Here is a 23,975-nt window from a genome sequence, read left to right as displayed (position 1 = left end):
TATAAACTTATGGAAAAAAGGAAAACGTCTAAAGTATTGGAATTACTATAGCGTAGGTGTGGTATTAAAAAAACATAAAAAAACATAAAAAAATTGTTGAAAAAAATATAGAAATTTTGTATAATTAAAGATTTGAAAAGTGCGGTATACAAAGCCAATTCTTTTGTATATAATATATATAAATTCAGAAAAAGGAAGGGATATGTATGGCCAGGCGGTTATTTTTAGAAAGGATTGGACTTATATTTTTAGGTTCAGCAATATTAGCATTTGGAGTTTATAATTTTTATTATTTAAACAACATAACAGAAGGTGGAGTGTTAGGTATTTTACTACTGTTAAAAAATTTATTCAATATACAACCAGCAATAGCAAATGTTGTAATAGATGGTTTACTACTTTTAGTAGGATATAAATTTTTCGGTAAAAAATTCCTTATATATTCAATAGTAGCTTCTATAACTTTTTCAGTGTTATATGACTTATTTGAAGCTATAGGACCTCTAGTACCACAATCACAAAATATGCTTTTATCAACTATTTTGGCAGGTGTAACTGTTGGAACTGGTGTAGGTATAGTAGTAAAAGCAGGTTGTGCATCAGGAGGAGACGATGCTTTAGCATTAGTAATTTCTAAGACTACATCTTTGAACATAGGGCAAGTTTATTTAGCAACAGATGTTATTGTATTGTTGTTATCATTATTTTATCTATCAGCTTTTGACATTTTTTACTCTTTGATTGCTGTTACAATTAGTGGAAAGGTAATTGATTTTATTTATTATCATGGTAAAAGTTTGGATATGGATATGAGTAATGATATAGTTCCAGAATGTTAATATAAATTAAATAACTTTAGATTTTATTAGGGGGTGGCAAATTTGCCACCTTTTTTGTGTCTAAATATTTATAGAAAGCATAATCCCATCTAGATTTTTACAAATCTCAAATATAGAATTGTGTTGGAATGTCTGGGAATACGGTTGCTAGATGCATATTTTAAAAACTCAATTTTATATTTACGAAATACTAATCAGTAACAGATGTTTCTTAATCCTATCTTTATACCTAAAATGATAAGATAAATGAAGTAGCAATACAAAACTAAAATTTGTAAAAGAAATTAAATGGAGGAGCTAAAATGTTGGATATAGTTATGATAGCATTGTTACTTGTAGGATTTGTTTCCGTGAAGTTACTTGCTAACTGGTGTGGGAAACAAATTGAAAAAAATTTACAACCTAGTGCGGAAAGCCCACTCATTTAGGTGTGGGATGGATAGCACAAATAGTGTATAAAAGGTATTGATACATGCACATATAATGTTAATATAAATATATGGAAAATAAATATAAGGGTAAAGATAGAAATAAAATATTTAACGATATTACTAAGAAATATAATTTGACAGAGTATTCACTTCATAATTTTGTTAAATCTATTTGTAAATATTATAAATTACATTCTGCTATATCTCAGAAAATAGCCACAAGATGTTTTAATGCTTTTAGTAAGTATATATATCATCAAGCTAAACAGGTTAATTATATTAGATATAATGAATTAACATCAATAGAAGGAAAACAAAATTCAACTGGAATTAGTTATAAAGATGGTGTTATTAAATTTAATAAGATGGCTATTCCAGTAATAATAAAGAATAACGACAACTATGCTCAAAGAGCAATTCAAGATAAAATAAAATATTGTAGAATACTTAAAAAAGAAATTAAGGGTAAAATTAAATGGTATGTACAATTAGTCTTAGAAGGAGTTCCACTTAAAAAAGCAACCACTCAAGGAAAAATAAAAGGGCAAATTGGTTTGGGTAATGTAGGTATAGATATTGGAACTCAAACTATAGCCATATCTAGTAAATATGATGTTAAGCTATTGGAGTTAGCCCCTAATGTTAATAATATAGATAGGCAATTAAAATTAATTCAACGTAAAATGGATAGAAGTAAACGTTCAACTAATCCTAATAAATTCAATGATAATGGTACTATAAAACAAGGAAATAGAGATAAGTGGATATTTAGTAATCACTATATTAAATTAAAAACACTAAGAAAAGAGCTATATAGAAAGCAAACTGAAATAAGCAAGACCATTATGTGTTAATTAACAAATTATTAAATTTAGGTAATAAGTTTTATGTTGAAACGATGAGTTATAAAAGACTTCAAACTAGAGCAAAGGATACTACTATTAATGAAAAGACTGGTAGAATTAATAAGAAGAAACGTTTTGGAAAATCATTAGCAAATAAAGCACCATCAATGTTTTTGACTATGTTAGACAATAAGTTAAAATATAATGGTGAAAAACTATATAAAATAGATACTGCTAAATGTAGAGCTAGTCAATATAATCACTTTTCAGATGAGTACAATAAGAAGGAATTAAGGGATAGATGGAATAATAGTATGGATATTCAAAGAGATTGCTATTCTGCATTTTTAATAATGAATGTTAATGATGATTTAAAATCAATCAACAGAGAATTATGTATTGACACATATGATAACTTTAAAGTATTACATGATAAAGAAATAAGTAGATTAAAGAAATTAAAATTAAATGGTTATAAATTAATATCTAGTATGGGGATATAAAAACTATATAGGTTGAGAAACGAGCCTAATATTAATGTTAATGGTGTCAACAGATACTTTGTTAATAAAAGTCTTAGGGAATATGATTAGTGATAATATGTTGTAGGTTATGATTTATTGTAACTGAGAGATTTATTGTAACTGAGAGTATTATAGAAATTCATGTAGTACCTAAGAACCCCATGCCTTTAGGCGTGGGAGTTTCAGAACAGGTACAGTTAATAATATGCATGATACACTAACTCCTTTAGGAGGGTTAGTACCAACTAATGTTCTCTGGTCTTTCAGTAGCAGTACCAGCAGGGTTTGAAGGAATTTCAAATCCTGGATTCTATGGATTATCACAAGTATTATATGAATTTACATCTTCAGCAGCCAATAATGGTTCAGGATTTGAAGGTTTAGGAGATAACACTATGTTTTGGAATATAACAAAAAGATAATCCAACTGTACAAAAAGAAGATATACCAACAGATTTACTTACAGCATCAGGTTCAGGACTTGATTCTAATATAAGTCTAGCATCTGCAAAGGTTCAGATACCTGCTATAGCAAAAGCGTCAGGAATATCAGAAAATAAATTACAAAAAATTGTAGATGATAATACTTCCAAAAAACTTTTTGGAGTTTTAGGTGAAGACAGAGTCAATGTGTTAAAGGTCAATGTTGAGGTTGCAAAGATATTAGGTCTTATATAGTATTTTGTAGAATTTTAGTAACAAAATATTATACGTGATTTAGTCTAAAGCTTAAAGTTTAAAGAGTGAAAATCGATAATGATTTTCACTTTTTTATTTGAATATTAATAATATTTGGAATAAATCTATTATAAGTATAAAATCCAAAAAAAGGTTGCATTATCAAAATGATAATACTATAATATATTTATCGTTATCAATTTGATAATAAATTTAGGAATGTAGGAGGAAATAGTATGTTATATAATAACGCATTAGAGTTGATAGGAAACACACCTGTAGTAAGGCTGAATAATTTAGGTTGTACTAACGGGTGTTCTAATATATATGTAAAATTAGAAAAAGTAAATCCAGCAGGAAGTATAAAAGATAGAGCAGTTTATGAAATGTTAGAAGGGTTAGAGAAAAGAGGAGAATTAAAAAAGGGAGATGTATTAGTAGAAGCAACTAGTGGAAACACTGGTATTGCATTATCTATGATAGGAAAATTAAAAGGATATGAAGTAGTAATCGTGATGCCTGAAACGATGAGTGTTGAGAGAAGAGATTTAATGAAGGCTTATGGAGCAAATTTGGTACTTACAGATGGTAAAGCTGGAATGGCAGGTTCTATAGAAAAGGCAAATGAACTTTTAAAAGAAAATTCAAACTATAAAAGCTTAAAACAATTTGAAAATAGAGATAATCCAAACGCACATTATAAAACAACAGCAGTTGAAATTATGAATGATGTTAAAGATTTAGATATATTTGTATGTGGAGTAGGAACAGGTGGTACTTTAATAGGAACTGCTAGGTATTTAAAAGAACAAAATCCAAACATAAGAGTAGTTGCACTTGAACCAAAAAAATCTCCAGCTATATCAGAAAACAAGACTGGACCTCATAAAATACAAGGGATAGGTGCTAACTTTGTTCCTGAAAATTATGATTCTAGTGTAGTTGATGAAGTAATATTAGTAGATGATGAAGATGCATTTGATACAGTTAAATTACTTGCAGCAAAAGAGGGAATTTTAGTAGGTATCTCTTCTGGAGCAAATATATTTGGTGCTATAGAAATGGCAAAAAAGTATCCAGATAAAAAGATAGTTACAGTAGCTCCAGATGGAGTTGATAAGTATATGTCGATGGGAATATTTTAATAATTTTATTTGAGGGAGTGAATACTTTGTTTAAGAAAATAAATAAAGATATTGAATATATAATGAAAAATGACCCAGCAGCTAGGTCTAAGATAGAAGTCTTTTTACTTTATCCATCAGTTCATGCAATGATAATGCATAGGGTGGCTCATGCTCTTTATAAAAAGAAGATGCTTTTTACAGCAAGATTAATATCCCAGATATCCAGATTTATGACTGGTATAGAAATACATCCTGGTGCTAAAATGGGTGAAGGTATATTGATAGACCATGGAATGGGTGTTGTAATTGGGGAGACAGCTGAAGTAGGTAATAGGGTAACAATATATCAAGGAGCTACTTTAGGAGCTACAGGAAAAGATACTGGAAAGAGACATCCAACTGTTGGTGATGATGTACTAATTGGTGCTGGAACAAAAATACTAGGACCTTTAAATATAGGTTCAAATTCAAAAATTGGTGCAAATTCGGTTGTTGTTAAGGATGTACCTAATGATGCAACAGTTGTTGGTATACCAGCAAAGATAGTAAAAATAAGAAACCTAGAACCTGTAAAAAAGAATAAAAAAGAAGTAGCCTATGAGCATTATGAATTAGACAATGTATATTATATATAGCTTTGCTATAACTATAAAATAAACTTTATAAAAATTATTTTTAAAAGGTATTTTTTTCAAATTTGAGGGCATAATAAAAAAGAACTGAATGTTAAAGTTTTGGTTCATCAATCTTTGATAAACAAGATTTTAAATTTGTAACGTCTAGGAGGATTTTATTATGAAAGCAAATGTTAATCAAGATACTTGCATAGGTTGTGGATTATGTCCATCAATATGTCCAGAAGTATTTGATATGAAGGATGATGGGAAATCACATGTTATAGTTGACGAAGTACCAAGTGATGCTGAAGAATCAGCAGCAGAAGCTAGAGAAAGCTGTCCAGTTGATGCAATAGATGTGCATTAATAAAACAAATGCCTATAAAAATTGAAGATTCAATTTTTATAGGCATTTGTTTTTTATTCAGTCAATATTTCAACACTTGTTTCTGTAACTAAAACCATACACTCCCATTGAGCAGATAATTTACCATCTCTTGTATAGATAGTCCAATTATTTTCTTCATCAATAAAAATTTCGTGAGTTCCTTCATTTACCATGGGTTCTATTGTGAATATCATTCCAGGAACCAATAACATCTCAGTTCCTTTTTTAGATACGTAACTTACAAAAGGGTCTTCATGAAAGCTTAAGCCAACTCCATGCCCACCAATTTCTCTAACAACAGAGTAGCCATTTTTTTTTGCATAAGAGTTAATAGCATCACCTATATCGCCTAAGAACCCCCATGGTTTAGCAGTCTCAAGACCTTTTTGAACACATTCTTTGGTAACTTGAACTAGTTTTTTTGCATTTTCATTAACATTACCTAACATAAACATTCTTGAAGCATCTGAATAGTATCCATTAAAAATAGTAGAAATATCTACATTTATAATGTCTCCATCTTTTAAGATAATGTCCTTACTAGGAATACCATGACACACTTCATTGTTTATTGATGTACATACACTCTTAGGAAATCCATTGTAGTCCAGTGGAGCAGGAATAGCTCCATTTTGTACTGTAAAGTCATGAACCAATTTATTTATATCTTCTGTAGACATTCCAATTTCAATTTTATCTGAAATATAATCTAAAATCTTTGTATTTATTACTGCACTCTTTTTTATTTCTTCAATTTGTTTTGGATTTTTAATAATATCATGAGTTGGTACAATATGACCTAGCTTTGCAAATGAATCTATTTTATTATCCATATCCATATGGCATTTTTTATATTTTTTAGTACTTCCACACCAACAACTATCATTTCTATTCAATTTCATAGCTCTTCATCCTTTTTCTATTATTTATTTAAATTATGGTTTACATAAACTATTTTAAAATATAGCCATTATGAATATTATAACATAAATAATAAGAAATATTTTAATGATAGTATTTTATTAAAAATATAAATTGTCATCTTACCATCATTTATGAAGAGGGTATAGTTAAGTTATTATTATGTCCAAAATTTAGTATTAGACCTATGTGAAGTATGTTTTATACATATATATTAGAATTACTGTTAAGAATAAATATTATGTAAAATCAACAGCATTCTTATCAATTTTATAATATAATATTCATATATTTAACTTAAGGATGTGATTTAAGATGTATTTTACATATATTATAAGATGTAAAGATGATTCTCTATATACTGGATATACTAGTGATATAGTTAGAAGAATGAATGAACATAAGTCGGGAATTAATTCAAAGTATACAAGAGCGAAAGGATTTAAAAAACTAGAAATTTATTTTGCAACCAATACAAAAAGTAATGCAATGAAACTGGAATGTTATATAAAAAAATTAACTAGAAATAAAAAATTGTCTATAATAAAAAATCCAGATGTACTTATAGATTTAATTGACAATAAATATGATTATGTTATTGGAAAAGAACTAGAAGCGTTAGCATAAATCTCTATTGTAGCTTTATAGTGAGTGTATATTGTGTAAAAACTTGACAATAAATACTATTGTAATATAATGAAGTTATAAATATATAAATTAAAATAGCTAGGGGAGCCAAGAGCTGAGAGGAATACCGACCCTTACACCTGATCTGGATAATACCAGCGTAGGAAAGCTTAGTATAAAACTTAAGTATGTATTATTTATGATATATGCGACTTCTAAGCTATACCTATTGTAGGTATGGCTTTTTTAATTAGATTATTTAAATTAAACTTTAGGAGGAAATAATGAGCAATTATAAGATACCAACGCTTACGATAGCTGGGTCAGATTCATCTGGAGGAGCTGGAATTCAGGCAGATTTGAAAACTTTTAGTGCAATTGGAACTTATGGCATGAGTGTAATAACAGCCATAACAGCACAAAATACTCAAGGAGTTTTTGCTGTAGAAGATTTAAGTAAGGAAATAATAAAAAAACAGATAGAGGCAGTATTTGAAGATATACCTCCAAAAGCTGTAAAAATAGGAATGGTTTCAAGCCCTGAAATTATACTTGAAATAGTTGAGAATCTAAAGAGATACAGTCCAAAATATTTGGTAGTAGACCCAGTGATGATATCTAAAAGTGGATATTATCTATTAAAGCCAGAGGCAAAAGAAAACTTAATTAAACATTTGATACCACTTGCATACATAATTACACCAAATATACCAGAGGCAGAAGAAATTACAGGAATAAAAATACATAATGTAGATGATATGAATAGAGTAGGAAAAGAAATACTACAGCTTGGACCTAAATTTGTACTTATGAAAGGAGGTCATTTAGATGGAGAAGCAGTGGATATTTTAGTTGGTAAAAATATATTTAAAGTTTATAGAAGCGAAAGAATTGATAAAAAAAATACACATGGAACAGGATGTACATTATCTTCTGCAATAACATCTTATTTAGCATTAGGATATGAAATGACAGAAGCAGTAAATTTAAGTAAAATCTATATAACAGAAGCAATAAAAAGAAGTTTTGATATAGGGCATGGAGTAGGGCCAGTACATCATTTTTATAAATTTGAATAATAAAAAATTGTTGGAGGTAGAATATGTATAATTTAATTAAGGACGTAAAAGAATTAAATCCATTGGTAATTCATTATACTAATAATGTAACTATAAATGATTGTGCTAATGTAACTTTAGCTATAGGAGCAAGTCCTCTTATGAGTTTTTCATATGAGGAAGTAGAAGAAATGGTAAGTATAGCAAACTCTGTAGTAATAAATATAGGAACTATGAATTCAAATATGTTAGATTTATTTTTATTAGCAGGAAAAGCAGCTAATAAGTACAATAAACCTGTTATATTAGACCCAGTTGGAGTATTTGCAAGCAATGCTAGGGCAGAACTTACAAGTAGACTTTTAAATGAAGTCAAATTTAATGTTGTTAAGGGGAATATGGCAGAAATAAAGTTTATAGGTGGTTTTGATGTAAGGGGGAAAGGTGTAGATTCATTTGATGAAGAAGAAGATTCTACTGATATAATAAGAAAGGTTTCTGAAAAGCTTGAATGTATAGTCGTAGCAACTGGGAAAACAGACATAATAACTAATGGTAAAAGTACATATAAAATAAACAATGGAACTAATAAATTAAAAGGAATTACAGGGACTGGATGTATGACTGCTAGCTTGATTGCAAGTTTTATGGCTGTTACTGATAATATATTAGAAGCAGCAACAATGGGTGTTCTTACAATGTCTTTAAGTGGAGAATTGGCTAATTTAAATAATCCACCAATAGGGACATTTAAAGAAAATCTTATGAACGCTGTTTATCAAATGGACATAGATACTTTAAGTAAAAATTCTAGTATTGAATTTTTAAATGAATAAAGTGTAAGGGGAGGTTTAAAATGATAGATAAAGAATATTTAAAAAAATACTTAAAGTTGTACTTAGTAACTGACTCTGAAATGCTTGAAGGGAGAGATTTTTGCAAATGTATTGAAGATGCAATAGCTTCTGGAATAACAACTGTACAACTTAGAGAAAAAAATACTTCTGGAAGAGAGTTTTTAAGAAAAGCTATGGAGCTTAGAGAAATAACTAAAAGATATGGAGTTAAATTTATAGTAAATGATAGAGTGGATATAGCACTTATCTGTGATGCAGATGGAGTGCATGTAGGTCAAAGTGATATTGATGCGAGAGAAGTTAGAAAACTTATAGGAAACGATAAGATACTAGGTGTATCAGCAAGGACTTTAGAAGAAGCTATTCATGCAAAAAATGATGGTGCAGATTATTTAGGAGTAGGGTCTATATTTACGACATCTACTAAATTAGATGCAAAATCAGCTTCATTTGAAACTGTTAAAGAAATTAGAGAAAAAGTAGATATACCATTTGTACTAATTGGAGGTATAAAATTAGACAATGTAGATAAACTTAAATGTTTAGATAGTGATGGGTATGCTATAATATCAGCCATACTAAAAGCTGAAGATATATCTAAAGAAGTAGAAAAGTGGATATTAAAAATATAAAATTAGCATTAGTAGTGAAAAAAATGGGAAAATTTGATATAATCTAAGAGTAAAATTTAAGCAGTTATAAATGGTAAACTTTTCTACGTATACTTTTTAATCAAGATATATGTAGATTTGATTAAAAAGGAGTCATGAATGATTAGGATATTGTTAGTATGTGTTGGAGGTATGTCTTCTACTCTATTGGTAAATAAAATGGAGAAGGATGCAAAAAAAAGAAATATAGACTGTAAAATATGGGCAGTTGGAGAAGGAAATATAAAATCGGAACTTGGTAACTTTGATATTTTACTTCTTGGACCACAACTTAGATTTATGTTTGATGACGTAAAATCTATAGTTGGAGATAGAGCTCCAGTGTCTATAATAGATATGGTAAACTATGGTACTTGTAATGGTCATGCTGTGTTAAATTCAGTTTTAGAAATATTAAAATAAATAATAAAAAAGGGTGTCTCAAAATGAACTTTTTAGTTCATGAGGCACTCTTTTTGTATGAAATCAAATATATTTTCATCATTTTAACAATGAAAAAGAGACTTATCTCTATTTTGAGATAGCCTCTTTTTGTTATTTTTCATTATGGGTTTAAAACTTAGCTTATCATTTCCTTTTTTAATCTCCACATAGCAAGTGAAAAACTTGCACAGCACAATATTAAGAATAATAGAATAACAGGTAGTATATCTCCAATAAGAATAGTTTCACCGAATATTAAGCTACGTAAAGCATTAATAACATGGGTAAATGGATTGAGCATTACTGCTACTTTTAATCCTCCAGATAAATTTTCTATAGGGAAAAGTGCTGAACTTAAAAAGAAAATAGGGAGTACAATTGCAGTCATAATTGTTTCATAAACTATTTCATTTGGCAATAATAAACTTATAGAATAAGCTAGACTTGATAAAAAAAAGGCTGTCATAAATATCAGTACTATCATAAGTATGATTCCACCAATGCCAGATTCTATCCTTACTGAAAAGAATATACTTACTATACACAAAATAGCTACTTCTAGAAAAGAAACTAAGATAGCTTCTAATAATTGACCAAGGACGATTGAATACCTACTAATAGGTGCAATTAAAACTCTATAGAAACTTCCACTGTTTTTCATTATGAAGTTGATGATACCACCACTACTACATGAAGAAAACACAACCAGTACAATGATACCTGGTAGTATAAAAGCAGTATAATTACTGATATTCATATTATTCATACTTTGGTTTGCAATAGAGCTATAAAGTACAAGCCAAAGAAAAGGTTGTAATATAGTAACTACAAATGAAATTGGATTTTTAAAACGCCATTTCATACTACGCCATAAGATATTTAACATTCCCATCCCTCCTTTAAGTCTTTTTTAGAACTTGTCAATGCTAAAAATACATCTTCTAGACTTGGCTCCACAATTTCTATTGCATCAAACTGTATATCACGTTCTAAAAGCCATTTATTTATCAAAGTAAAAGCAACTCTACTATCACTTACACTTATAAAAATTGAATTTTCTCGTACGCTCATAAACTTGACTAAACCGATATTTTTAATTGCATCTTTATATTTTTTTATATCTTCGATATTATGAAAAGCTATACGTAGTATGTTTTGTCTAATGTAACTACGTAAACTGGATGGTGTTCCTTGTGCTAAATCTTTTCCGTTTTTCATAATACAAATATTATCACTCAATTCTTCAGCTTCTTCAAGATAATGAGTAGTTAGAAATATAGTTGTGCCATACTCATCTCTAATTTTTAATAACATATCCCACATAGATTTTCTTGAATCTACATCCATACCAACAGTTGGCTCATCTAGAAATAGAATTTTAGGAGATGATACCATATTCATAGCTATGTCCAATCTACGCTTTACCCCGCCAGAATATGATGAAGTAGGGTATTTTAAGTAATTAGATAAGTCGAATTTATCAATTAAAGATTCTATTCTTTGTTTTGCAATCTGTGGTTCTACTTTATACATCTTGCTTTGAAATACCATATTCTCCATAAGAGATAGATGTTCATCAATAGAGATTTGTTGTGCTACACAAGCAATTTGAGTACGTATCCAAGAAGGATTATCGACTAAATCTTTTCCAAACATTGTTACATTTCCAGATGTAGGCTTGTAAAAAGTAGTCAAAATATTGATAAGAGAAGATTTACCAGCACCATTAGGACCAAGTAAAGAAAAAATTTCTCCAGCATTTACATTAAAACTTAGACCATTTAAAGCTTTCACACCATTTTTATATTCTTTTACTAAATTGTCTATTTCAATCGCTAACATATATTATTCCTCCTCTTTAAGTGGAAATATTATCTCTGTAATATAATTATCTGGATTTCCTTTTATTAGCATACCTGGACCTTTAATAAATACTTCTCTCCAAGGCGTTTGTATTTTTATATTATTTTCATGAATATATTTAAATATCATTTCATACGTTTTTGGTAAATTACTATAAGAACCTATGTGAGTAAAAAACAAAGCTTTTGTTTTAGGAAATTCTTTTACAGTTATACCCATACGATTTGGAGTTTCAGCAGTTGGAACACATAATTCCATTTCTGCAATACCAGTTTTTTGGTCGACATCATAGTAGCAAAAGAATGGTGCACCATTGGATTTCCCTTTTATAGATTTAAATACATTTGGAAAATACTTTGTCGCTTCAGTCATAGGTCCATTATAACGCATAGTAGCTGCAGTGACTGATTCAATATTTTTGATTTCAATTTTATAACTCATTTGTTTACCTCCTAATGTGTGTTCATATTTTTACTAGAGTTTTAAGCGTTAATACATATAAGATTTTTAACTAGTTGAAAATGTATAACCTTATCTTGTTTTCAAGTCTAACATAACATAAAATATATATCCTCTCATTTGATGCTCCATTTTGTAAAGTTATTATTTAAGCTTTACTTTAGATATTTTAGCAAATTAAAATAAAGCAATTTATAAAAAAAGTATTTACAAATTAAGTGTATTAATAGTATAATACACTTAACAGAATATTAAATAAGGTCTGAACTGAATGTGTATTTTTTTCAAGTGAGTGTATTAACGTATTAATACACTAGAATAGGAGGAAACATGAATTTTGAACTAGATAATACAACTCCCATTTATTTACAAATAGTAAAGTATATAAAAAGACAAATAGTAATAGGAGAGTTGAAACCAGGAGAGACAATACCATCAAGAAGAGAAATGGCACTTAATCTAAAAGTAAATTTAAATACGGTTCAAAGAGCATACAAGGAGATGGGTGATATGAATATAATAAATACTTTTAAAAATTATCAAAGTAGTGTAACGGTTGATGAAAATATATTAAAAAACTTGAAATTAGAGCTGATAAATGAATCATTATCTGTTTTTATAGAAGATATGAAAGCAATAAATGTTACCAAAGAAGAAGTTTTAAAGAGAATAGAGGATGAATATTAGCGTTTTAACAAATAGAAAACTTAGTTTAGGAAGTTTATTTTACAAGCATATTGTATATGGAGGATAGTAAATATGATAGAAATAAAGAATGTCAGCAAAACATATAAAAGGATGCAAGGGCTTAAAATAATAAAGATAGAGGCTTTAAAGAATGTAAGCTTTAATATAGAAAAGGGTAAAATAACTGAATTACTTGGTATAAATGGTGTTGGTAAATCAACTATGTTAAAAGCAATAGCAGGGCTTATAAACATTGATAGTGGAGAGATTCGTATAGATGGAGAAAAAATAAATGATAAGATATATGATAAACTAGCATTTGTCCCAGATGTAGAGTCTCATTTTAGCAATACAACAATAAAAGAAACATTTGAATTTATGGAAATTTTTTATTCAAAATGGAATAAAGAAAAATCAAAAGAAATGATGAACATATTTAAATTAGATGAAGATGAAATAATTGATAATTTGTCGAAAGGAAATATTGCAAGAGTAAAATTGATACTTGGATTTTGCCAAGACCCAGAATACATACTACTTGATGAACCATTTACAGGAATTGATTTATTTAAGAGGGAAGAGTTTATAGGGGTAATAGCACAATATATGGAGGAAAATCAAGCTATTATTATAACTACTCATGAGATAGTAGAGATAGAAGGTTTAGTGGATGAGGTTATAATTCTTGATGAAGGGCAGATTATAACTTCATTTAATGCAGAAGAATTAAGAGAAAGAGAAGGTAAATCTATATTAGATAAGATGAGGGAGGTATATAAGAATGAATAAACTTCTATATCTAATAAATGTAGATTTGAGAAGAAACAATAGGTTTTATATAATTAATCCAGAAAGTAAAAAAATACAGACTATAAAAAGTATAAATTTAAGTAATTATTTTTCTGAAAAATACCAAAACATAGAAACTATTGGTGTAAGTTATGCTAGCAAATATGAGGATAAGATGTATATTTTAGTAAATGTATTAAATAAAGGTGATAATAGTAGTTCTAAATTTCATTTACTTGAGTATAATCTCGAAGAAAATAAGGAAAACATAATGGAATTAAAAACTGATAGCAGAATGGTCTTAGCAAAATCAAAATTAGAAGATAATAAATTATATATGGTAATGTCAAATGATTATGATGGTAGTACAATTACGGAGTTAAATTTACTTACCTATAATATAGTAGATAAAAACTTAAATGAAGATAAATATGTTTTAGATAATAGAGAAAAAAGAGAGATTAGAAATATTGAAATTGATTCAAATAAAATAATTGTATATACATCAAAGTTACACTCTATATTATCTTGGGACAATAAATCTATGTTATATATAATAAATAAAAACTCTAAGGAAGTCGTATACGAAGGGGAATTACAATTTAACAGTTCAAACAGTAAGTTAGAATTTGAAATAAAGCAGGTGAGTTAATGAAAGATTTAATGAGATTATTTGAATTTGAATTAAAAAGAAATATGAAAAATTACATATTTATAATAATTTGTTGCTGTTCTTTTGTAATTTTAAATACAGTAAAAAATTTAAATGACTATAATTACATAATAGAAAATGCCGTTAAAAGCGAACAGTTAACAAAAATAGGAAATACAATAGAAACGGTAAATGTCACAGGTTTTTCAAGTTTTAGAAATATAATGAGTTCTACAGAATCAAGGTTTATATTTGGTATAATTGCATGTATTTGCTATGCTTTTTTATTTGGTATAGAGACTTTGATGGGAGGAGTAAATCTATATATACACTAATAATGCTACCTAAAAATAGAATCAATATTTATATATCTAAATTATTAAATATATTATTTCTAGTGTATAGCTATACAATAGTATTTACAATAACTTTGTTTATTACAAGTAAGTTGTTGCCTAGATATATGCTTGGCAATATTGCAAGCTATGGTTTTGTACAAGAAACAATATATAAGTTAAAAATGTTACTTCCATATAGCTTTGAAATACTATTTGTGGAGTATATATTTTTATTGATAGGATTTGTATCTATAGTGTTTACATCAATTCTTATCAATAAATCTATTTGTAAACTAAGCACTTTAGTAAGTTTCCTGTTTTTAGTTTTGGAAATTTTAGTATTTATAATTTCTGTAGAATTTATTGTACCTTATGAACACAGTAAGATATTTATTGTTCTATATTCAAGTATAAACATATTTGTATGTAGTCTTATATCTAATAAACTTTTGAAGCAGAAGATTGATTTTTAGGGGGGATGTTATGAAAGCAAAAAATATAGGAAAATATACAATATGTTTTATAATAGTGTGTTTTTTAATGATTATCATGACTTTAATATTGAGTTATTTTAATAAGGATAAACTATCTGTAAAAACTTTAAAAGGGAATATAAAAGATATAGGCAGGGTAAGTTTAGTATATACACCTAATATAGGCAAATTTTCTTATGAAGAGGTAATTATAAATAGAAATGGAATAAGAAGTGATACAAATCCTAAGTTAAGAATTAGAAATGACTATTTAAATATTGACAAAAAATATAGTGATTTTATTGATGATAAAGGAAATGAATTTACGTATAAAGATTATTTGAATATAGGAGAAGCATATGTTTCTGCTGAGTCTGATTTAGCGAAAGAGATGAATAATTTAAATGATTGTATAAAGATTTCAAATAAAAGTTTAAAAAGTGGTGTAGAAGAAAATTTTGATATTAGTTTAAAGAAATCTGATTTTAAAGAAAATAGTTGGAAAACTGTGTTTAATAAAATGTATAAATGTAATTTATATATGGTAATTAGTGAAACTAATATTTCAGACCCTAAAGTCAACAATATTTGCATATTAAAAATAGATATAAAAAATAAATCTTATAAATTATTAAATAGATTTAATTTAGGCTTACAGAATGGATATAATCAAAATATCAATGAAATTAAATTCTCTATTGGGAGCAAAATATATTTAGAGATGGTAAATAATAAAAGTACAAATGGAGATATTGAAGGACATGATAATTACTCTAATTTTATTATATATCATATAGAAGATAATACATTTAATATAAGCAATAAATTTATGGATAATCTAAATAAAGAAAAGAATGCAAATCCAAAGGAGATTGGTTTATTAAGTAAAACTAAATTAGATTATATTGTAAAAAATAATAAATTGAATATTATAGTTACAGATAGGAGTCATTCTATAATCAATCTTGTTTATGATATTAATTCTAATCAGGTTAAATTAGAAGATTATGAGATACTTGATTTAAAAGTAGAATATAATGAATTATTATCTGGAGTTAGGAAAGTTAAGTTACTGGATGATAAGATATATTCTATTTCAAGTATAAAAGATAATATATCAGGAGAATTAAAAGGAAGTAAAGGAGTTTTTGATATAGTCGGAACTAAGCCAGTAAAATTTCAAGTATTTGATATGAAACTTAAAAAGAATCTGTATGAAGCTGAGCTAATAAATGGAGATGTAAGTTTACAAGATAGGTTATTTTTTGTTGCAAATTAAGTGATAAAATTAATTTTATAACTTTGAACTTTTATATGTATTTATTACAGGAAAATATAAATAAGAGGCTGTCTCAAAATAGAGATAAGCCTTTTTTCATTGTTGAAATGATGAAAATATATTTGATTTCATAGAAAAAAGAGTGACTTATGAGCTAAAAAGTTTATTTTGAGACACCACCTTATTTTTAATTTCAATACAAAAATATTTTTTAATATTTTTGTGCTATATATCATAATTTAATTTATATTAATACACTTAAATTTGAAATAGAATGAGGATAGTGGTAAAATTAATTATTAGAATATTAGAAATAATAAATGAATAATACATTGCACTTAAAAAGGGGGAGACATTTAAGATGAACAAAAAATATATTAAAGCAGGGAATTTAATTGATGGAACAGGAAATAGTATTATGAAAAATAAGGGTATAATTATTGATGGAGATACCATAGTTGAAATTGAAGATATAAGAGAAGATTTAAACGGATATGATGTGTATGATTACTTAGATAAAACTGTTATGCCAGGGATTATGAATTGTCATGTTCACTTGACAATGGAGCCAGTTGGAAACCCAAAGGTTTATTATGAAAATGTATCAGATGTAGAGCTTGTAGTAAATACAATAAAACAGCTTGATGCTTATTTAGCTTCAGGAGTGACATATATTAGAAGCTTAGGCTGTCCAAAATATGTGGATGTACAACTTAAAAATCTTATAGACAAAGGGTCTATAGATGGTCCTGGTATAGTTACTTCAGGTCCAGTTATATGTATGACAGGAGGACATGGATACTATTTTGGTATTGAAAGTGATGGAGTAGATGAATGTAGAAAATCAGCCAGAACAGTTTTAAAAAATGGAGTAGATTGTGTAAAGATAATGGCAACTGGAGGTGTAACAACTGATGGAGTTGAGCCAGGTTCACCACAATTAACTTTGGAAGAAATGAAGGTTGCTGTAGATGAAGCTATAAAAGCAGGCAAAACAACTGCTACACATGCACAAGGAAGAACTGGTATAAAAAATGCAGTACTTGCAGGAATAACTTCTGTAGAACATGGTGTTTATTTAGATGATGAAATAATTGATTTGATGCTTGAAAGAGGAACTTACTTAGTTCCAACCGTGGCTGCACCATATTTTATTCTAAATGCAGGAAAAGAAAGTGGAATAACTGAGGCTACTCTTAGAAAGTGTGAGATTGTTGCTATTCCACATAAGGAGTCATTCTTAAAAGCATACAAAAAAGGAATTAAAATTGCAGTTGGTTCTGATGCAGGAACTTCTTACAATGAACATGGAAAAACATATTATGAAATGAAACTAATGTCGGATTATGGTATGGATAATATGGATGTAATAGTTGCTGCTACAAAAACAGCATCTGAACTCTTAAGAATTGATAAAAATTATGGAACTCTAGAAAAAGGAAAGAAAGCAGATGTTATAGTTGTAAATGGAAATCCAATAGAGAATATAGACGTACTTGCAGATGTGTTAGCAGTATTTAAGCTTGGTAAAAAAGTTAGATAAGTAATATGAAAAATAAAAAAGAGTGTCTGAAGGGATTTTTAAATAATTATAGACACTCTTTTTTATCAGTAATAATTAAATTTTTTACACTTTAGAAAATGGATGCTATTCTGTATTTAGATATAGCTCTTTAAATTTATTCTATGCAATATAATCTATAGAATCTACACATACAAAGTATATTCTTGAATCATTGGAATTTCCAAGTACTAGAACATCATTTTTCTTTCCTAGAACTTCAACACCAGTTAGAACTAAACTACCAGCTACTACAGTAACTTGATTATTTATATTGGACATATAAAGGTTATCTAGGATACCTTTATTACAACAACAATCGTCACAATTGCAGTTACAACTACATTCTTTGTAATGCTTTTTGTCAAGGTAGTAACTTAAATATGCTATGAAATCTTCATAATCTTCAGGTGTAATATCAAATGCAACAGCTTTAAGATTACACAATGATGCTAAATCTACATTAGCTAATGGAGTAGATGTAGCAAGTATAAAATCGATTATAGTAGCAAGTACTGCATCTAATATAGCTCCAAGGTCTATAGTAGGAGGAAGAGCTGCATCAATAAGTGCAATTAATTCTGCTACTCCTGGTACAGTTCCTATAGTAGTAATTAATCCTTCAAGAGTTAAAGGTACTGGAATAGGATAAGATACTCTACCAGCTATATCTATTAAATCACAGTTACAAGCAGAAAATCTTTCAAAAGTGCCATCAAGTGCAGATAAATTATCTTTTGGTGGAGCTGAAAGATCTATACCTACCAAATTAGCACCTACTATAAAGAAATCGGAGATAAAAGCAAATTGATTAAAGTTTACAAAAGGTCTTAGAGAATCACATCTTAAAAGTTCTAATGCCTCTCTCATGCTTTTTTTACAACAACAATGTTCTATCTTAGGTTCTTTATATTTATTTGGGTAATTATAGTATCTATCAGCTATTTGATAATTGTTATAGTATCTATCATTTGTATTTATATAATCTTCTTCGTATTCTTGGTTAAATCTAAAGTCCTCTCTACATTTATTATTTTCCATTAAATACACTCCTTTTATATTTTGATTTAAATGTATAGATAATTAAGTTTATCTATATAGTAATATTATATTTATCATGTAAAAAAATGTTACAAAAGACATTATAAAAGAATAAAAAATAATAATTTGTCAGATAAGCTTATAAATTCTTATGAATAATCTATTTTAAAATAAAAAGATGTGTATAAAAAGGTTCATATACTATATTTATATAAATATAACATATGAATGAGAAAGGAGTAATTTAATAAATGATTGAGTTAAATAAATTTTGTAAGTTTTTTATAAGGTTTGTAAAAGACGATAAGAATAAAAGTTCAATAAGAAAGTTAAAGAAAGTAAAAACTAGAAAAAAAGAATTTTTTGCTGTAAATAATGTTTCATTTAAAGTTGTAGAAGATGAAATTGTTGGAATATTAGGTCCAAATGGTATAAGTAAAAAAACTAAATAGAATATTAACTATAGAAGAGTGTAAAATAGATGATTTCTTAGAGATAGGATATGATTTGATAGATGAAACTAGTAAGGCAGTAAAGTATGGTAAGTCATTAAATGTAAAAGATTTAATAGCTGAAAATAATATTTTAAGGTCAAAAGTTAAGTCTTTAGAAGGAGAAAATAAGCAGCTTAATGAGAAAGTAAAGGTGTTAGAGAAAGAAATCGGTCAATTTATAGAAAAAGCAGAATCTACAGAAAAAAATAAGTCTAACAAAAAGTAGGTGGATATTATGAAAAAAGAAGCTGATAACATAATTGACAATATAGAAAGAAGACTTGAAAGTTTTGGATATATTCTAAAAGATGGAGATAAAAGAAACCCCGAAGGGAGGACTCTTTATGGAGACTAGAAAAACAACATTAGATGAAAGGGTTGAAATTATTAAAGATTGTATTGAACATGATTTTAATTACAATTTAATAGCAAAAAAATAGTTTGTTTCATACAGCCAAGTTAGAAGATGGACTCTTAAATATAAAGAAAATGGGATAGATGGTTTAGAAGACCGAAGAGGTAAAGCAAAAAAAGAAGATGAGTTAACTCAATTAGATAAAATAAAGCTGGAATTGAAAATTGTAAAAGCAGAAAAACACAAATTACAACTGGAGAATGAATTCTTAAAAAAGTTAAAAAATATAGAAAGAGGGTGGTAATTACACTATCTAAGAATGAAGATAAATATAAAGCTATTTAATCCTTATTCAATGAAAAAAAAGCTTCGCTTATCCAATTAGGTGAAATTGCTAAAGTAAATCGTTCTGGATACTATAAATGGCTTGGTCGAGATAAAAGTAATTTAGAACTTGAAAACATTAAATTAGCAGCTTTGATAACTAATATATATGAAGAAAAGAATGGGGTTTTTGGCTCTTTAAGGATGACTCTGCAGTTAAACCGAGAGTATAACTTAATGCCAATCACAAGAGAGTATACAGACTAATGAGAGCCGTAGGCTTAAGGTCTATTTGTAGAAAAAAGAAATTTAGTTATGTTAAATGTACACCAGAAGTAATCGCTGAAAATGTATTAAATAGAAAATTTAGTGCAGATAAAACCTCTCAAAAATGGTTAACAGATGTAACTGAATTTAAATTAACCAATGGGACGAAGGCCTATTTAAGTGCAATTCTAGATTTAGGCGATAGAAGTATAATTTCATATGTTATTGGAAAATCAAATAACAATAACTTAGTGTTCGAAACTTTTGATAAGTCAATAGAACTATATCCAAATGCAAAACCTATTTTTCATAGTGATAGAGGTTTTCAGTATACTAGTAAGGTGTTTAAATCAAAACTTTTAGCACAAGGTATGATACAAAGTATGTCAAGAGTTGGTCATTGTATTGACAATACTCCTATGGAAGGATTTTGGGGAATTTTAAAGGTGGAAATGTACTATTTAAGGAAATTTGATACATACGAACAATTGGTCAAAGCAATAGAGGATTATATATATTACTACAATAATTTTAGATATCAAAAGAGATTAAATTCTATGTTTCCACTTGAATTTAGGAAATATTTAAGTACAGAGGTAGCATAATTTATTTTAAGTAGCTCTAAAAAAAATTAAATATCTAGGGTTTTATTTGACGTGCTCTTTTTTAGATAGTAAACTTTAAAATATAGATATTAATTATATGAATATAATAAAAAAAGTACTAATGATTAACACTAGTACTTTATAACTACTTTTACATCAGTGGGTATAGTTCATCTTAAATCAAGTATCCTTTGTGATATTTTCATAAGTTTTAAAAATATAAATTTTTTAAGACTTGTGTCCAAAAAACAAGAGTAAATACGTTATATATGCAAAGGGTTAATTTTAAAACCTTAAATTTATTATATTTAGAGGGATTTAAATGAATAGTAAAAGAATTAATCGTCTTTTATCAACAGTGATGGCAACTGTGATGATATCTTTACCACTTGCTATTACAGCAAATGCAATGGAAAAAACAGAATCAGATAATTTTGAAAGATAATAACAATTAACATGGATGGTATAAATACTAATTATGGGATTGTTTTATCATATATAGAGGATAAGTGGAATTTTCAGGGTACAACATATACTTATAGATATGATCATTGGTTCTATCAAACTTAAAAGATATGCTTTTTTAGGAGGAATAATATGAAAAAAAGACTTTATAAAGTTTTTTTAAAAACAATTCCAAACTTGATAATTGTATTATTATCACTTGTATTATCATTTTACACTAATACATTTAATATTGATTTAAAAATATTACTTTTAATACCATTAGTATATGTACTTTTATTTATATACTATTACATCAAAACAAAAAAAGATTAATTTTTATAGAATTAAATATGTACAAAAATAATTAATTTCAAAATTCCACTTTGAGAATTAGTTATAAGGCCTTTATAACCCATAAAATAGATTATAAGGTTTTTTTACTAGATACCTTTAAATAAGCTTTTTAAGCATAGTTATATTCTATTTAAGTAGAGTTAATTATATATTTATGTTATAATTAGACTTTAAAATATTAATTCAGAATTTTTATATTGGAGGAATTCTAAATGTTAATTTATTTAGCTATGCTTGAACTCGAAGAAGATAAAATCAAGTTTGAAAAGATATATGAAAAATATAGACAGATAATGTTTTATGTGGCAAATAAAATATTAAAGGATGATTATTTAGCAGAAGATGCTGCACATAATGCTTTTCTAAGAATAATTAAAAATATAGATAAGATTGATGAAGTAGATAGTCCAAGAACGAAGGTTTTTATCGTTATAATAGTAGAAAGGATTGCTATAGACTTTTACAGAAAGAGAAAAAGAGAAAAGGTATCTGATATTGAAGAAGAGTATAAAAACAGGGAAATAAATTTTTCTATAGAAGATAAAGTATATGAAAGTAATTTAGCTATAGCACTTGCAAAACTTAATGAAAGTTACTTTCAAGTGCTTTCTTTAAAGTTCCAGTATGGTTTTTCAAATAAAGAAATAGCAAAGACGTTAAATTTAGGGGAGGAGAATGTATATAAGAGAATTCAACGTGCTAGAAAAAAATTAAAAGAAATATTAGGAGAAATGGAGGTTGGAAATATTGAGTAATAAAAAAGATGATTTTGATATTACAGATGATATGCTTCAAGAAAGTATCCCAATCGCGACAAAAATTATTCTTGATGACCTTCCTTCAGATGATGAATTAAATCATGTTTTTTCAAAAAGTTTTGAGCGAAAGATGAAAAAGCTCATTAAGCAGCAGAAAAGAAGTAGTTTTACAAGTAAAATTATTTTCTATTCAAAACGAACATCTATTATATTTTTAATAGTGTTAGCTAGTTTATTTACTGTTACTATGAGTAGTGAGGCATTGCGTACACGTTTATATGAATTGGTAATAAGAGTATATGAAGATTTAACTTCTTTTGTATTTTCAAATAAAGAAAATATTGAAATCAAAAACCTTAAGATTAAAGAACCAGGATACATCCCAGAAGGATTCAAAGAAGTAGGTAGGGTTGATAATTTTATGATTGTATATGAAAATGAAAAAGGTATAAGAATAGAATATACAAGTACTGAAATTGATACGAATTCTATTATATTAGATACAGAAGATGCAAAAGTTAAAGATATATTTATAAATGGTTATAAGGCAAAATATATAGAAAAAGAGACTTTCTTACAAGTATTTTGGAATGATAACAACTTTATATATCTGTTAAATGTAGATTATCAAAATAATAAGGATTTAGAATTATATAAAAATATTTTATTAAAAATGGCTAAAAGCATAAAATAATTTCTTAAGTGTCCAAAAGCCATCTCTTTATTCGTTATATATTTGCTGTTATAAAAAGGTATAAGAAAAAGAGGTGGTTTTTATAGTTTAAAAAATGGAGTATAAGTCAAATACGAATATATCTTAGTTATTATAATTAAGACAAAACAATAAACCTCTTATACTAGAAGAATGATTTAAAATTGAAAGAGTCTATTTATTAGTAAAACCTGATCTAAATTGGGTATTTATGATTTTATAAGGGGCTGTAAGTAGATTTGTGTAAAAACAAATTTACCTATAGCCCCAAAATATCAAAATAAGGCTATGATTTTTAAAGCCATAGCCTTACCAATAAATGTTTAATTATCACTTAAAAAATAAATTTTTATTTAAAGAATACACATAAATATTTCCAGACTCGATTAATTGTTATTATAAATCTCTTTAATTTCATCTTCACTTAAATCAAAATCATCAAATTTGCTTAATATATCATTTAATTTAAAACCATTCTTTTTTAACATTACAATTAACTTATGATCTTTTC

The 23,975-nt window shown here is 27.3% G+C and carries 32 protein-coding genes, 2 pseudogenes and 1 riboswitch; of the genes and pseudogenes, 29 read left to right on the top strand and 5 right to left on the bottom strand.

Annotated features, from left to right (window positions below; all coding sequences use genetic code 11):
* Nucleotides 1–206 precede the first annotated feature (206 nt).
* The 9 genes from IR152_RS13790 to IR152_RS13755 all read left to right on the top strand — a co-directional run bounded on the left by IR152_RS13790 (nt 207) and on the right by IR152_RS13755 (nt 5,428).
* Nucleotides 207–839: a YitT family protein gene (locus IR152_RS13790; RefSeq protein WP_227452523.1), complete on the top strand. Its 633-nt coding sequence runs from the start codon at nt 207–209 to the stop codon at nt 837–839.
* Between the two features lie 302 nt (nt 840–1,141).
* Nucleotides 1,142–1,267, top strand: a complete 126-nt coding sequence (locus IR152_RS20075) for a hypothetical protein (RefSeq protein ID WP_255624803.1) — start codon at nt 1,142–1,144, stop codon at nt 1,265–1,267.
* 71 nt (nt 1,268–1,338) lie between these two features.
* Nucleotides 1,339–2,124 (top strand): hypothetical protein, encoded by a 786-nt coding sequence (locus tag IR152_RS13785; protein WP_227452522.1) that lies wholly within the window; start codon nt 1,339–1,341, stop codon nt 2,122–2,124.
* Entirely contained in the window at nt 2,118–2,618 is a 501-nt protein-coding gene (locus tag IR152_RS13780; RefSeq protein ID WP_227452521.1) for a hypothetical protein, read from the top strand. The genes IR152_RS13785 and IR152_RS13780 overlap by 7 nt, the downstream gene beginning before the upstream one ends.
* A 269-nt stretch (nt 2,619–2,887) precedes the next feature.
* The gene (locus IR152_RS13775; protein ID WP_413927503.1) at nt 2,888–3,061 is read left to right on the top strand and encodes a potassium-transporting ATPase subunit KdpA; all 174 of its coding nucleotides are present in this window, start codon (nt 2,888–2,890) and stop codon (nt 3,059–3,061) included.
* A gap of 22 nt (nt 3,062–3,083) precedes the next feature.
* Complete coding sequence (locus IR152_RS13770; RefSeq protein WP_413927505.1) at nt 3,084–3,317, top strand: potassium-transporting ATPase subunit C; 234 nt, start codon at nt 3,084–3,086, stop codon at nt 3,315–3,317.
* A 236-nt stretch (nt 3,318–3,553) separates the two neighbouring features.
* Nucleotides 3,554–4,462 carry a cysteine synthase A gene (gene cysK / locus IR152_RS13765; RefSeq protein ID WP_227452520.1) on the top strand — a complete coding sequence of 303 codons (909 nt, stop codon included), beginning with the start codon at nt 3,554–3,556 and terminating at the stop codon, nt 4,460–4,462.
* A 26-nt stretch (nt 4,463–4,488) separates the two neighbouring features.
* Entirely contained in the window at nt 4,489–5,079 is a 591-nt protein-coding gene (epsC, locus tag IR152_RS13760) for a serine O-acetyltransferase EpsC (RefSeq protein ID WP_227452519.1), read from the top strand.
* Between the two features lie 160 nt (nt 5,080–5,239).
* Complete coding sequence (locus IR152_RS13755) at nt 5,240–5,428, top strand: ferredoxin (protein WP_003430011.1); 189 nt, start codon at nt 5,240–5,242, stop codon at nt 5,426–5,428.
* Between the two features lie 53 nt (nt 5,429–5,481).
* Here IR152_RS13755 and IR152_RS13750 read toward each other — a convergent pair whose 3' ends face one another.
* Complete coding sequence (locus IR152_RS13750; RefSeq protein WP_227452518.1) at nt 5,482–6,351, bottom strand: methionyl aminopeptidase; 870 nt, start codon at nt 6,349–6,351, stop codon at nt 5,482–5,484.
* A 334-nt stretch (nt 6,352–6,685) separates the two neighbouring features.
* Here IR152_RS13750 and IR152_RS13745 point away from each other — a divergent pair, with 334 nt between their 5' ends.
* The 5 genes from IR152_RS13745 to IR152_RS13725 all read left to right on the top strand — a co-directional run bounded on the left by IR152_RS13745 (nt 6,686) and on the right by IR152_RS13725 (nt 9,985).
* Entirely contained in the window at nt 6,686–6,997 is a 312-nt protein-coding gene (locus tag IR152_RS13745; RefSeq protein ID WP_227452517.1) for a GIY-YIG nuclease family protein, read from the top strand.
* A gap of 91 nt (nt 6,998–7,088) precedes the next feature.
* A riboswitch (TPP riboswitch) is annotated at nt 7,089–7,181 on the top strand.
* 100 nt (nt 7,182–7,281) lie between these two features.
* The gene (gene thiD, locus IR152_RS13740) at nt 7,282–8,076 is read left to right on the top strand and encodes a bifunctional hydroxymethylpyrimidine kinase/phosphomethylpyrimidine kinase (protein WP_227452516.1); all 795 of its coding nucleotides are present in this window, start codon (nt 7,282–7,284) and stop codon (nt 8,074–8,076) included.
* Nucleotides 8,077–8,099: 23 nt separating this feature from the next.
* On the top strand, nt 8,100–8,891 hold the full coding sequence (thiM, locus tag IR152_RS13735) for a hydroxyethylthiazole kinase (RefSeq protein ID WP_227452515.1): 792 nt from the start codon (nt 8,100–8,102) through the stop codon (nt 8,889–8,891).
* Nucleotides 8,892–8,911: 20 nt separating this feature from the next.
* Nucleotides 8,912–9,544, top strand: coding sequence for a thiamine phosphate synthase (thiE, locus tag IR152_RS13730; protein ID WP_227452514.1), 633 nt, complete (start codon nt 8,912–8,914; stop codon nt 9,542–9,544).
* A 138-nt stretch (nt 9,545–9,682) separates the two neighbouring features.
* Entirely contained in the window at nt 9,683–9,985 is a 303-nt protein-coding gene (locus tag IR152_RS13725; RefSeq protein ID WP_227452513.1) for a PTS sugar transporter subunit IIB, read from the top strand.
* A gap of 157 nt (nt 9,986–10,142) precedes the next feature.
* Here IR152_RS13725 and IR152_RS13720 read toward each other — a convergent pair whose 3' ends face one another.
* Genes IR152_RS13720 through IR152_RS13710 form a run of 3 tightly spaced genes read right to left on the bottom strand, consistent with a single transcriptional unit; the run spans nt 10,143 to nt 12,310 of the window.
* Nucleotides 10,143–10,892 carry an ABC transporter permease gene (locus IR152_RS13720; protein ID WP_227452512.1) on the bottom strand — a complete coding sequence of 250 codons (750 nt, stop codon included), beginning with the start codon at nt 10,890–10,892 and terminating at the stop codon, nt 10,143–10,145.
* On the bottom strand, nt 10,886–11,848 hold the full coding sequence (locus tag IR152_RS13715; RefSeq protein ID WP_227452511.1) for an ATP-binding cassette domain-containing protein: 963 nt from the start codon (nt 11,846–11,848) through the stop codon (nt 10,886–10,888). The genes IR152_RS13720 and IR152_RS13715 overlap by 7 nt, the downstream gene beginning before the upstream one ends.
* A 3-nt stretch (nt 11,849–11,851) precedes the next feature.
* Entirely contained in the window at nt 11,852–12,310 is a 459-nt protein-coding gene (locus IR152_RS13710; RefSeq protein ID WP_227452510.1) for a GyrI-like domain-containing protein, read from the bottom strand.
* A gap of 348 nt (nt 12,311–12,658) precedes the next feature.
* Between IR152_RS13710 and IR152_RS13705 the strand changes: the two genes are divergently transcribed.
* The 7 genes from IR152_RS13705 (at nt 12,659) to IR152_RS13675 (ending at nt 18,089) form a co-directional block, all read left to right on the top strand.
* Nucleotides 12,659–13,015 carry a GntR family transcriptional regulator gene (locus IR152_RS13705; protein ID WP_227452509.1) on the top strand — a complete coding sequence of 119 codons (357 nt, stop codon included), beginning with the start codon at nt 12,659–12,661 and terminating at the stop codon, nt 13,013–13,015.
* A 72-nt stretch (nt 13,016–13,087) separates the two neighbouring features.
* Nucleotides 13,088–13,804, top strand: a complete 717-nt coding sequence (locus IR152_RS13700) for an ABC transporter ATP-binding protein (protein WP_227452508.1) — start codon at nt 13,088–13,090, stop codon at nt 13,802–13,804.
* Complete coding sequence (locus IR152_RS13695) at nt 13,797–14,456, top strand: hypothetical protein (protein WP_227452507.1); 660 nt, start codon at nt 13,797–13,799, stop codon at nt 14,454–14,456. Before IR152_RS13700 ends, IR152_RS13695 begins: the two co-directional genes overlap by 8 nt.
* Nucleotides 14,456–14,791: a hypothetical protein gene (locus IR152_RS13690; RefSeq protein WP_227452506.1), complete on the top strand. Its 336-nt coding sequence runs from the start codon at nt 14,456–14,458 to the stop codon at nt 14,789–14,791. The genes IR152_RS13695 and IR152_RS13690 overlap by 1 nt, the downstream gene beginning before the upstream one ends.
* Before the next feature lie 2 nt (nt 14,792–14,793).
* On the top strand, nt 14,794–15,267 hold the full coding sequence (locus IR152_RS13685; protein WP_227452505.1) for a hypothetical protein: 474 nt from the start codon (nt 14,794–14,796) through the stop codon (nt 15,265–15,267).
* A gap of 10 nt (nt 15,268–15,277) precedes the next feature.
* On the top strand, nt 15,278–16,546 hold the full coding sequence (locus IR152_RS13680; RefSeq protein WP_227452504.1) for a hypothetical protein: 1,269 nt from the start codon (nt 15,278–15,280) through the stop codon (nt 16,544–16,546).
* Between the two features lie 361 nt (nt 16,547–16,907).
* A complete protein-coding gene (locus tag IR152_RS13675; protein WP_227452503.1) occupies nt 16,908–18,089 on the top strand; it encodes a metal-dependent hydrolase family protein in 1,182 nt (393 codons plus the stop codon).
* Nucleotides 18,090–18,230: 141 nt separating this feature from the next.
* On the opposite strand, the gene IR152_RS13670 is transcribed toward IR152_RS13675, so the two are convergent.
* The gene (locus IR152_RS13670) at nt 18,231–19,148 is read right to left on the bottom strand and encodes a CotA family spore coat protein (RefSeq protein ID WP_227452502.1); all 918 of its coding nucleotides are present in this window, start codon (nt 19,146–19,148) and stop codon (nt 18,231–18,233) included.
* A 251-nt stretch (nt 19,149–19,399) separates the two neighbouring features.
* Here IR152_RS13670 and IR152_RS13665 point away from each other — a divergent pair, with 251 nt between their 5' ends.
* From IR152_RS13665 to IR152_RS13635, 8 genes and pseudogenes are all read left to right on the top strand, one after another.
* On the top strand, nt 19,400–19,600 hold the full coding sequence (locus tag IR152_RS13665; RefSeq protein WP_227452501.1) for a hypothetical protein: 201 nt from the start codon (nt 19,400–19,402) through the stop codon (nt 19,598–19,600).
* A gap of 55 nt (nt 19,601–19,655) precedes the next feature.
* Nucleotides 19,656–19,868: a hypothetical protein gene (locus IR152_RS13660; RefSeq protein WP_227452500.1), complete on the top strand. Its 213-nt coding sequence runs from the start codon at nt 19,656–19,658 to the stop codon at nt 19,866–19,868.
* Nucleotides 19,869–20,124: 256 nt separating this feature from the next.
* A pseudogene (locus IR152_RS13655) lies at nt 20,125–20,301 on the top strand (transposase); the annotation flags it as partial.
* Nucleotides 20,302–20,569: 268 nt separating this feature from the next.
* A pseudogene (locus IR152_RS13650) lies at nt 20,570–21,193 on the top strand (IS3 family transposase); the annotation flags it as partial.
* 322 nt (nt 21,194–21,515) lie between these two features.
* Nucleotides 21,516–21,638: a hypothetical protein gene (locus IR152_RS20070; protein WP_255624800.1), complete on the top strand. Its 123-nt coding sequence runs from the start codon at nt 21,516–21,518 to the stop codon at nt 21,636–21,638.
* A 152-nt stretch (nt 21,639–21,790) separates the two neighbouring features.
* Nucleotides 21,791–21,973 (top strand): hypothetical protein, encoded by a 183-nt coding sequence (locus IR152_RS13645; RefSeq protein WP_227452498.1) that lies wholly within the window; start codon nt 21,791–21,793, stop codon nt 21,971–21,973.
* Nucleotides 21,974–22,206: 233 nt separating this feature from the next.
* On the top strand, nt 22,207–22,749 hold the full coding sequence (locus IR152_RS13640) for an RNA polymerase sigma factor (RefSeq protein WP_227452497.1): 543 nt from the start codon (nt 22,207–22,209) through the stop codon (nt 22,747–22,749).
* The gene (locus tag IR152_RS13635) at nt 22,742–23,446 is read left to right on the top strand and encodes a DUF4367 domain-containing protein (RefSeq protein ID WP_227452496.1); all 705 of its coding nucleotides are present in this window, start codon (nt 22,742–22,744) and stop codon (nt 23,444–23,446) included. Before IR152_RS13640 ends, IR152_RS13635 begins: the two co-directional genes overlap by 8 nt.
* Nucleotides 23,447–23,975 lie beyond the last annotated feature (529 nt).

It is taken from the genome of Clostridioides sp. ES-S-0108-01 (assembly GCF_020662285.1).
Classification (GTDB): domain Bacteria; phylum Bacillota; class Clostridia; order Peptostreptococcales; family Peptostreptococcaceae; genus Clostridioides.
This window is presented reverse-complemented; position numbering and strand designations above follow the sequence as displayed.

What these genes read in the sequence shown, in the direction of transcription:
- IR152_RS13790 (WP_227452523.1), top strand. Translation starts at nt 207, where the DNA reads ATGGCCAGGCGGTTATTTTTAGAAAGGATTGGACTTATATTTTTAGGT.
- IR152_RS20075 (WP_255624803.1), top strand. Translation starts at nt 1,142, where the DNA reads ATGTTGGATATAGTTATGATAGCATTGTTACTTGTAGGATTTGTTTCC.
- IR152_RS13785 (WP_227452522.1), top strand. Translation starts at nt 1,339, where the DNA reads ATGGAAAATAAATATAAGGGTAAAGATAGAAATAAAATATTTAACGAT.
- IR152_RS13775 (WP_413927503.1), top strand. Translation starts at nt 2,888, where the DNA reads ATGTTCTCTGGTCTTTCAGTAGCAGTACCAGCAGGGTTTGAAGGAATT.
- cysK (WP_227452520.1), top strand. Translation starts at nt 3,554, where the DNA reads ATGTTATATAATAACGCATTAGAGTTGATAGGAAACACACCTGTAGTA.
- IR152_RS13755 (WP_003430011.1), top strand. Translation starts at nt 5,240, where the DNA reads ATGAAAGCAAATGTTAATCAAGATACTTGCATAGGTTGTGGATTATGT.
- IR152_RS13750 (WP_227452518.1), bottom strand. Translation starts at nt 6,351, where the DNA reads ATGAAATTGAATAGAAATGATAGTTGTTGGTGTGGAAGTACTAAAAAA.
- IR152_RS13745 (WP_227452517.1), top strand. Translation starts at nt 6,686, where the DNA reads ATGTATTTTACATATATTATAAGATGTAAAGATGATTCTCTATATACT.
- thiD (WP_227452516.1), top strand. Translation starts at nt 7,282, where the DNA reads ATGAGCAATTATAAGATACCAACGCTTACGATAGCTGGGTCAGATTCA.
- thiM (WP_227452515.1), top strand. Translation starts at nt 8,100, where the DNA reads ATGTATAATTTAATTAAGGACGTAAAAGAATTAAATCCATTGGTAATT.
- thiE (WP_227452514.1), top strand. Translation starts at nt 8,912, where the DNA reads ATGATAGATAAAGAATATTTAAAAAAATACTTAAAGTTGTACTTAGTA.
- IR152_RS13725 (WP_227452513.1), top strand. Translation starts at nt 9,683, where the DNA reads ATGATTAGGATATTGTTAGTATGTGTTGGAGGTATGTCTTCTACTCTA.
- IR152_RS13720 (WP_227452512.1), bottom strand. Translation starts at nt 10,892, where the DNA reads ATGTTAAATATCTTATGGCGTAGTATGAAATGGCGTTTTAAAAATCCA.
- IR152_RS13715 (WP_227452511.1), bottom strand. Translation starts at nt 11,848, where the DNA reads ATGTTAGCGATTGAAATAGACAATTTAGTAAAAGAATATAAAAATGGT.
- IR152_RS13710 (WP_227452510.1), bottom strand. Translation starts at nt 12,310, where the DNA reads ATGAGTTATAAAATTGAAATCAAAAATATTGAATCAGTCACTGCAGCT.
- IR152_RS13705 (WP_227452509.1), top strand. Translation starts at nt 12,659, where the DNA reads ATGAATTTTGAACTAGATAATACAACTCCCATTTATTTACAAATAGTA.
- IR152_RS13700 (WP_227452508.1), top strand. Translation starts at nt 13,088, where the DNA reads ATGATAGAAATAAAGAATGTCAGCAAAACATATAAAAGGATGCAAGGG.
- IR152_RS13695 (WP_227452507.1), top strand. Translation starts at nt 13,797, where the DNA reads ATGAATAAACTTCTATATCTAATAAATGTAGATTTGAGAAGAAACAAT.
- IR152_RS13690 (WP_227452506.1), top strand. Translation starts at nt 14,456, where the DNA reads ATGAAAGATTTAATGAGATTATTTGAATTTGAATTAAAAAGAAATATG.
- IR152_RS13685 (WP_227452505.1), top strand. Translation starts at nt 14,794, where the DNA reads ATGCTACCTAAAAATAGAATCAATATTTATATATCTAAATTATTAAAT.
- IR152_RS13680 (WP_227452504.1), top strand. Translation starts at nt 15,278, where the DNA reads ATGAAAGCAAAAAATATAGGAAAATATACAATATGTTTTATAATAGTG.
- IR152_RS13675 (WP_227452503.1), top strand. Translation starts at nt 16,908, where the DNA reads ATGAACAAAAAATATATTAAAGCAGGGAATTTAATTGATGGAACAGGA.
- IR152_RS13670 (WP_227452502.1), bottom strand. Translation starts at nt 19,148, where the DNA reads ATGGAAAATAATAAATGTAGAGAGGACTTTAGATTTAACCAAGAATAC.
- IR152_RS13665 (WP_227452501.1), top strand. Translation starts at nt 19,400, where the DNA reads ATGATTGAGTTAAATAAATTTTGTAAGTTTTTTATAAGGTTTGTAAAA.
- IR152_RS20070 (WP_255624800.1), top strand. Translation starts at nt 21,516, where the DNA reads ATGAATAGTAAAAGAATTAATCGTCTTTTATCAACAGTGATGGCAACT.
- IR152_RS13645 (WP_227452498.1), top strand. Translation starts at nt 21,791, where the DNA reads ATGAAAAAAAGACTTTATAAAGTTTTTTTAAAAACAATTCCAAACTTG.
- IR152_RS13640 (WP_227452497.1), top strand. Translation starts at nt 22,207, where the DNA reads ATGTTAATTTATTTAGCTATGCTTGAACTCGAAGAAGATAAAATCAAG.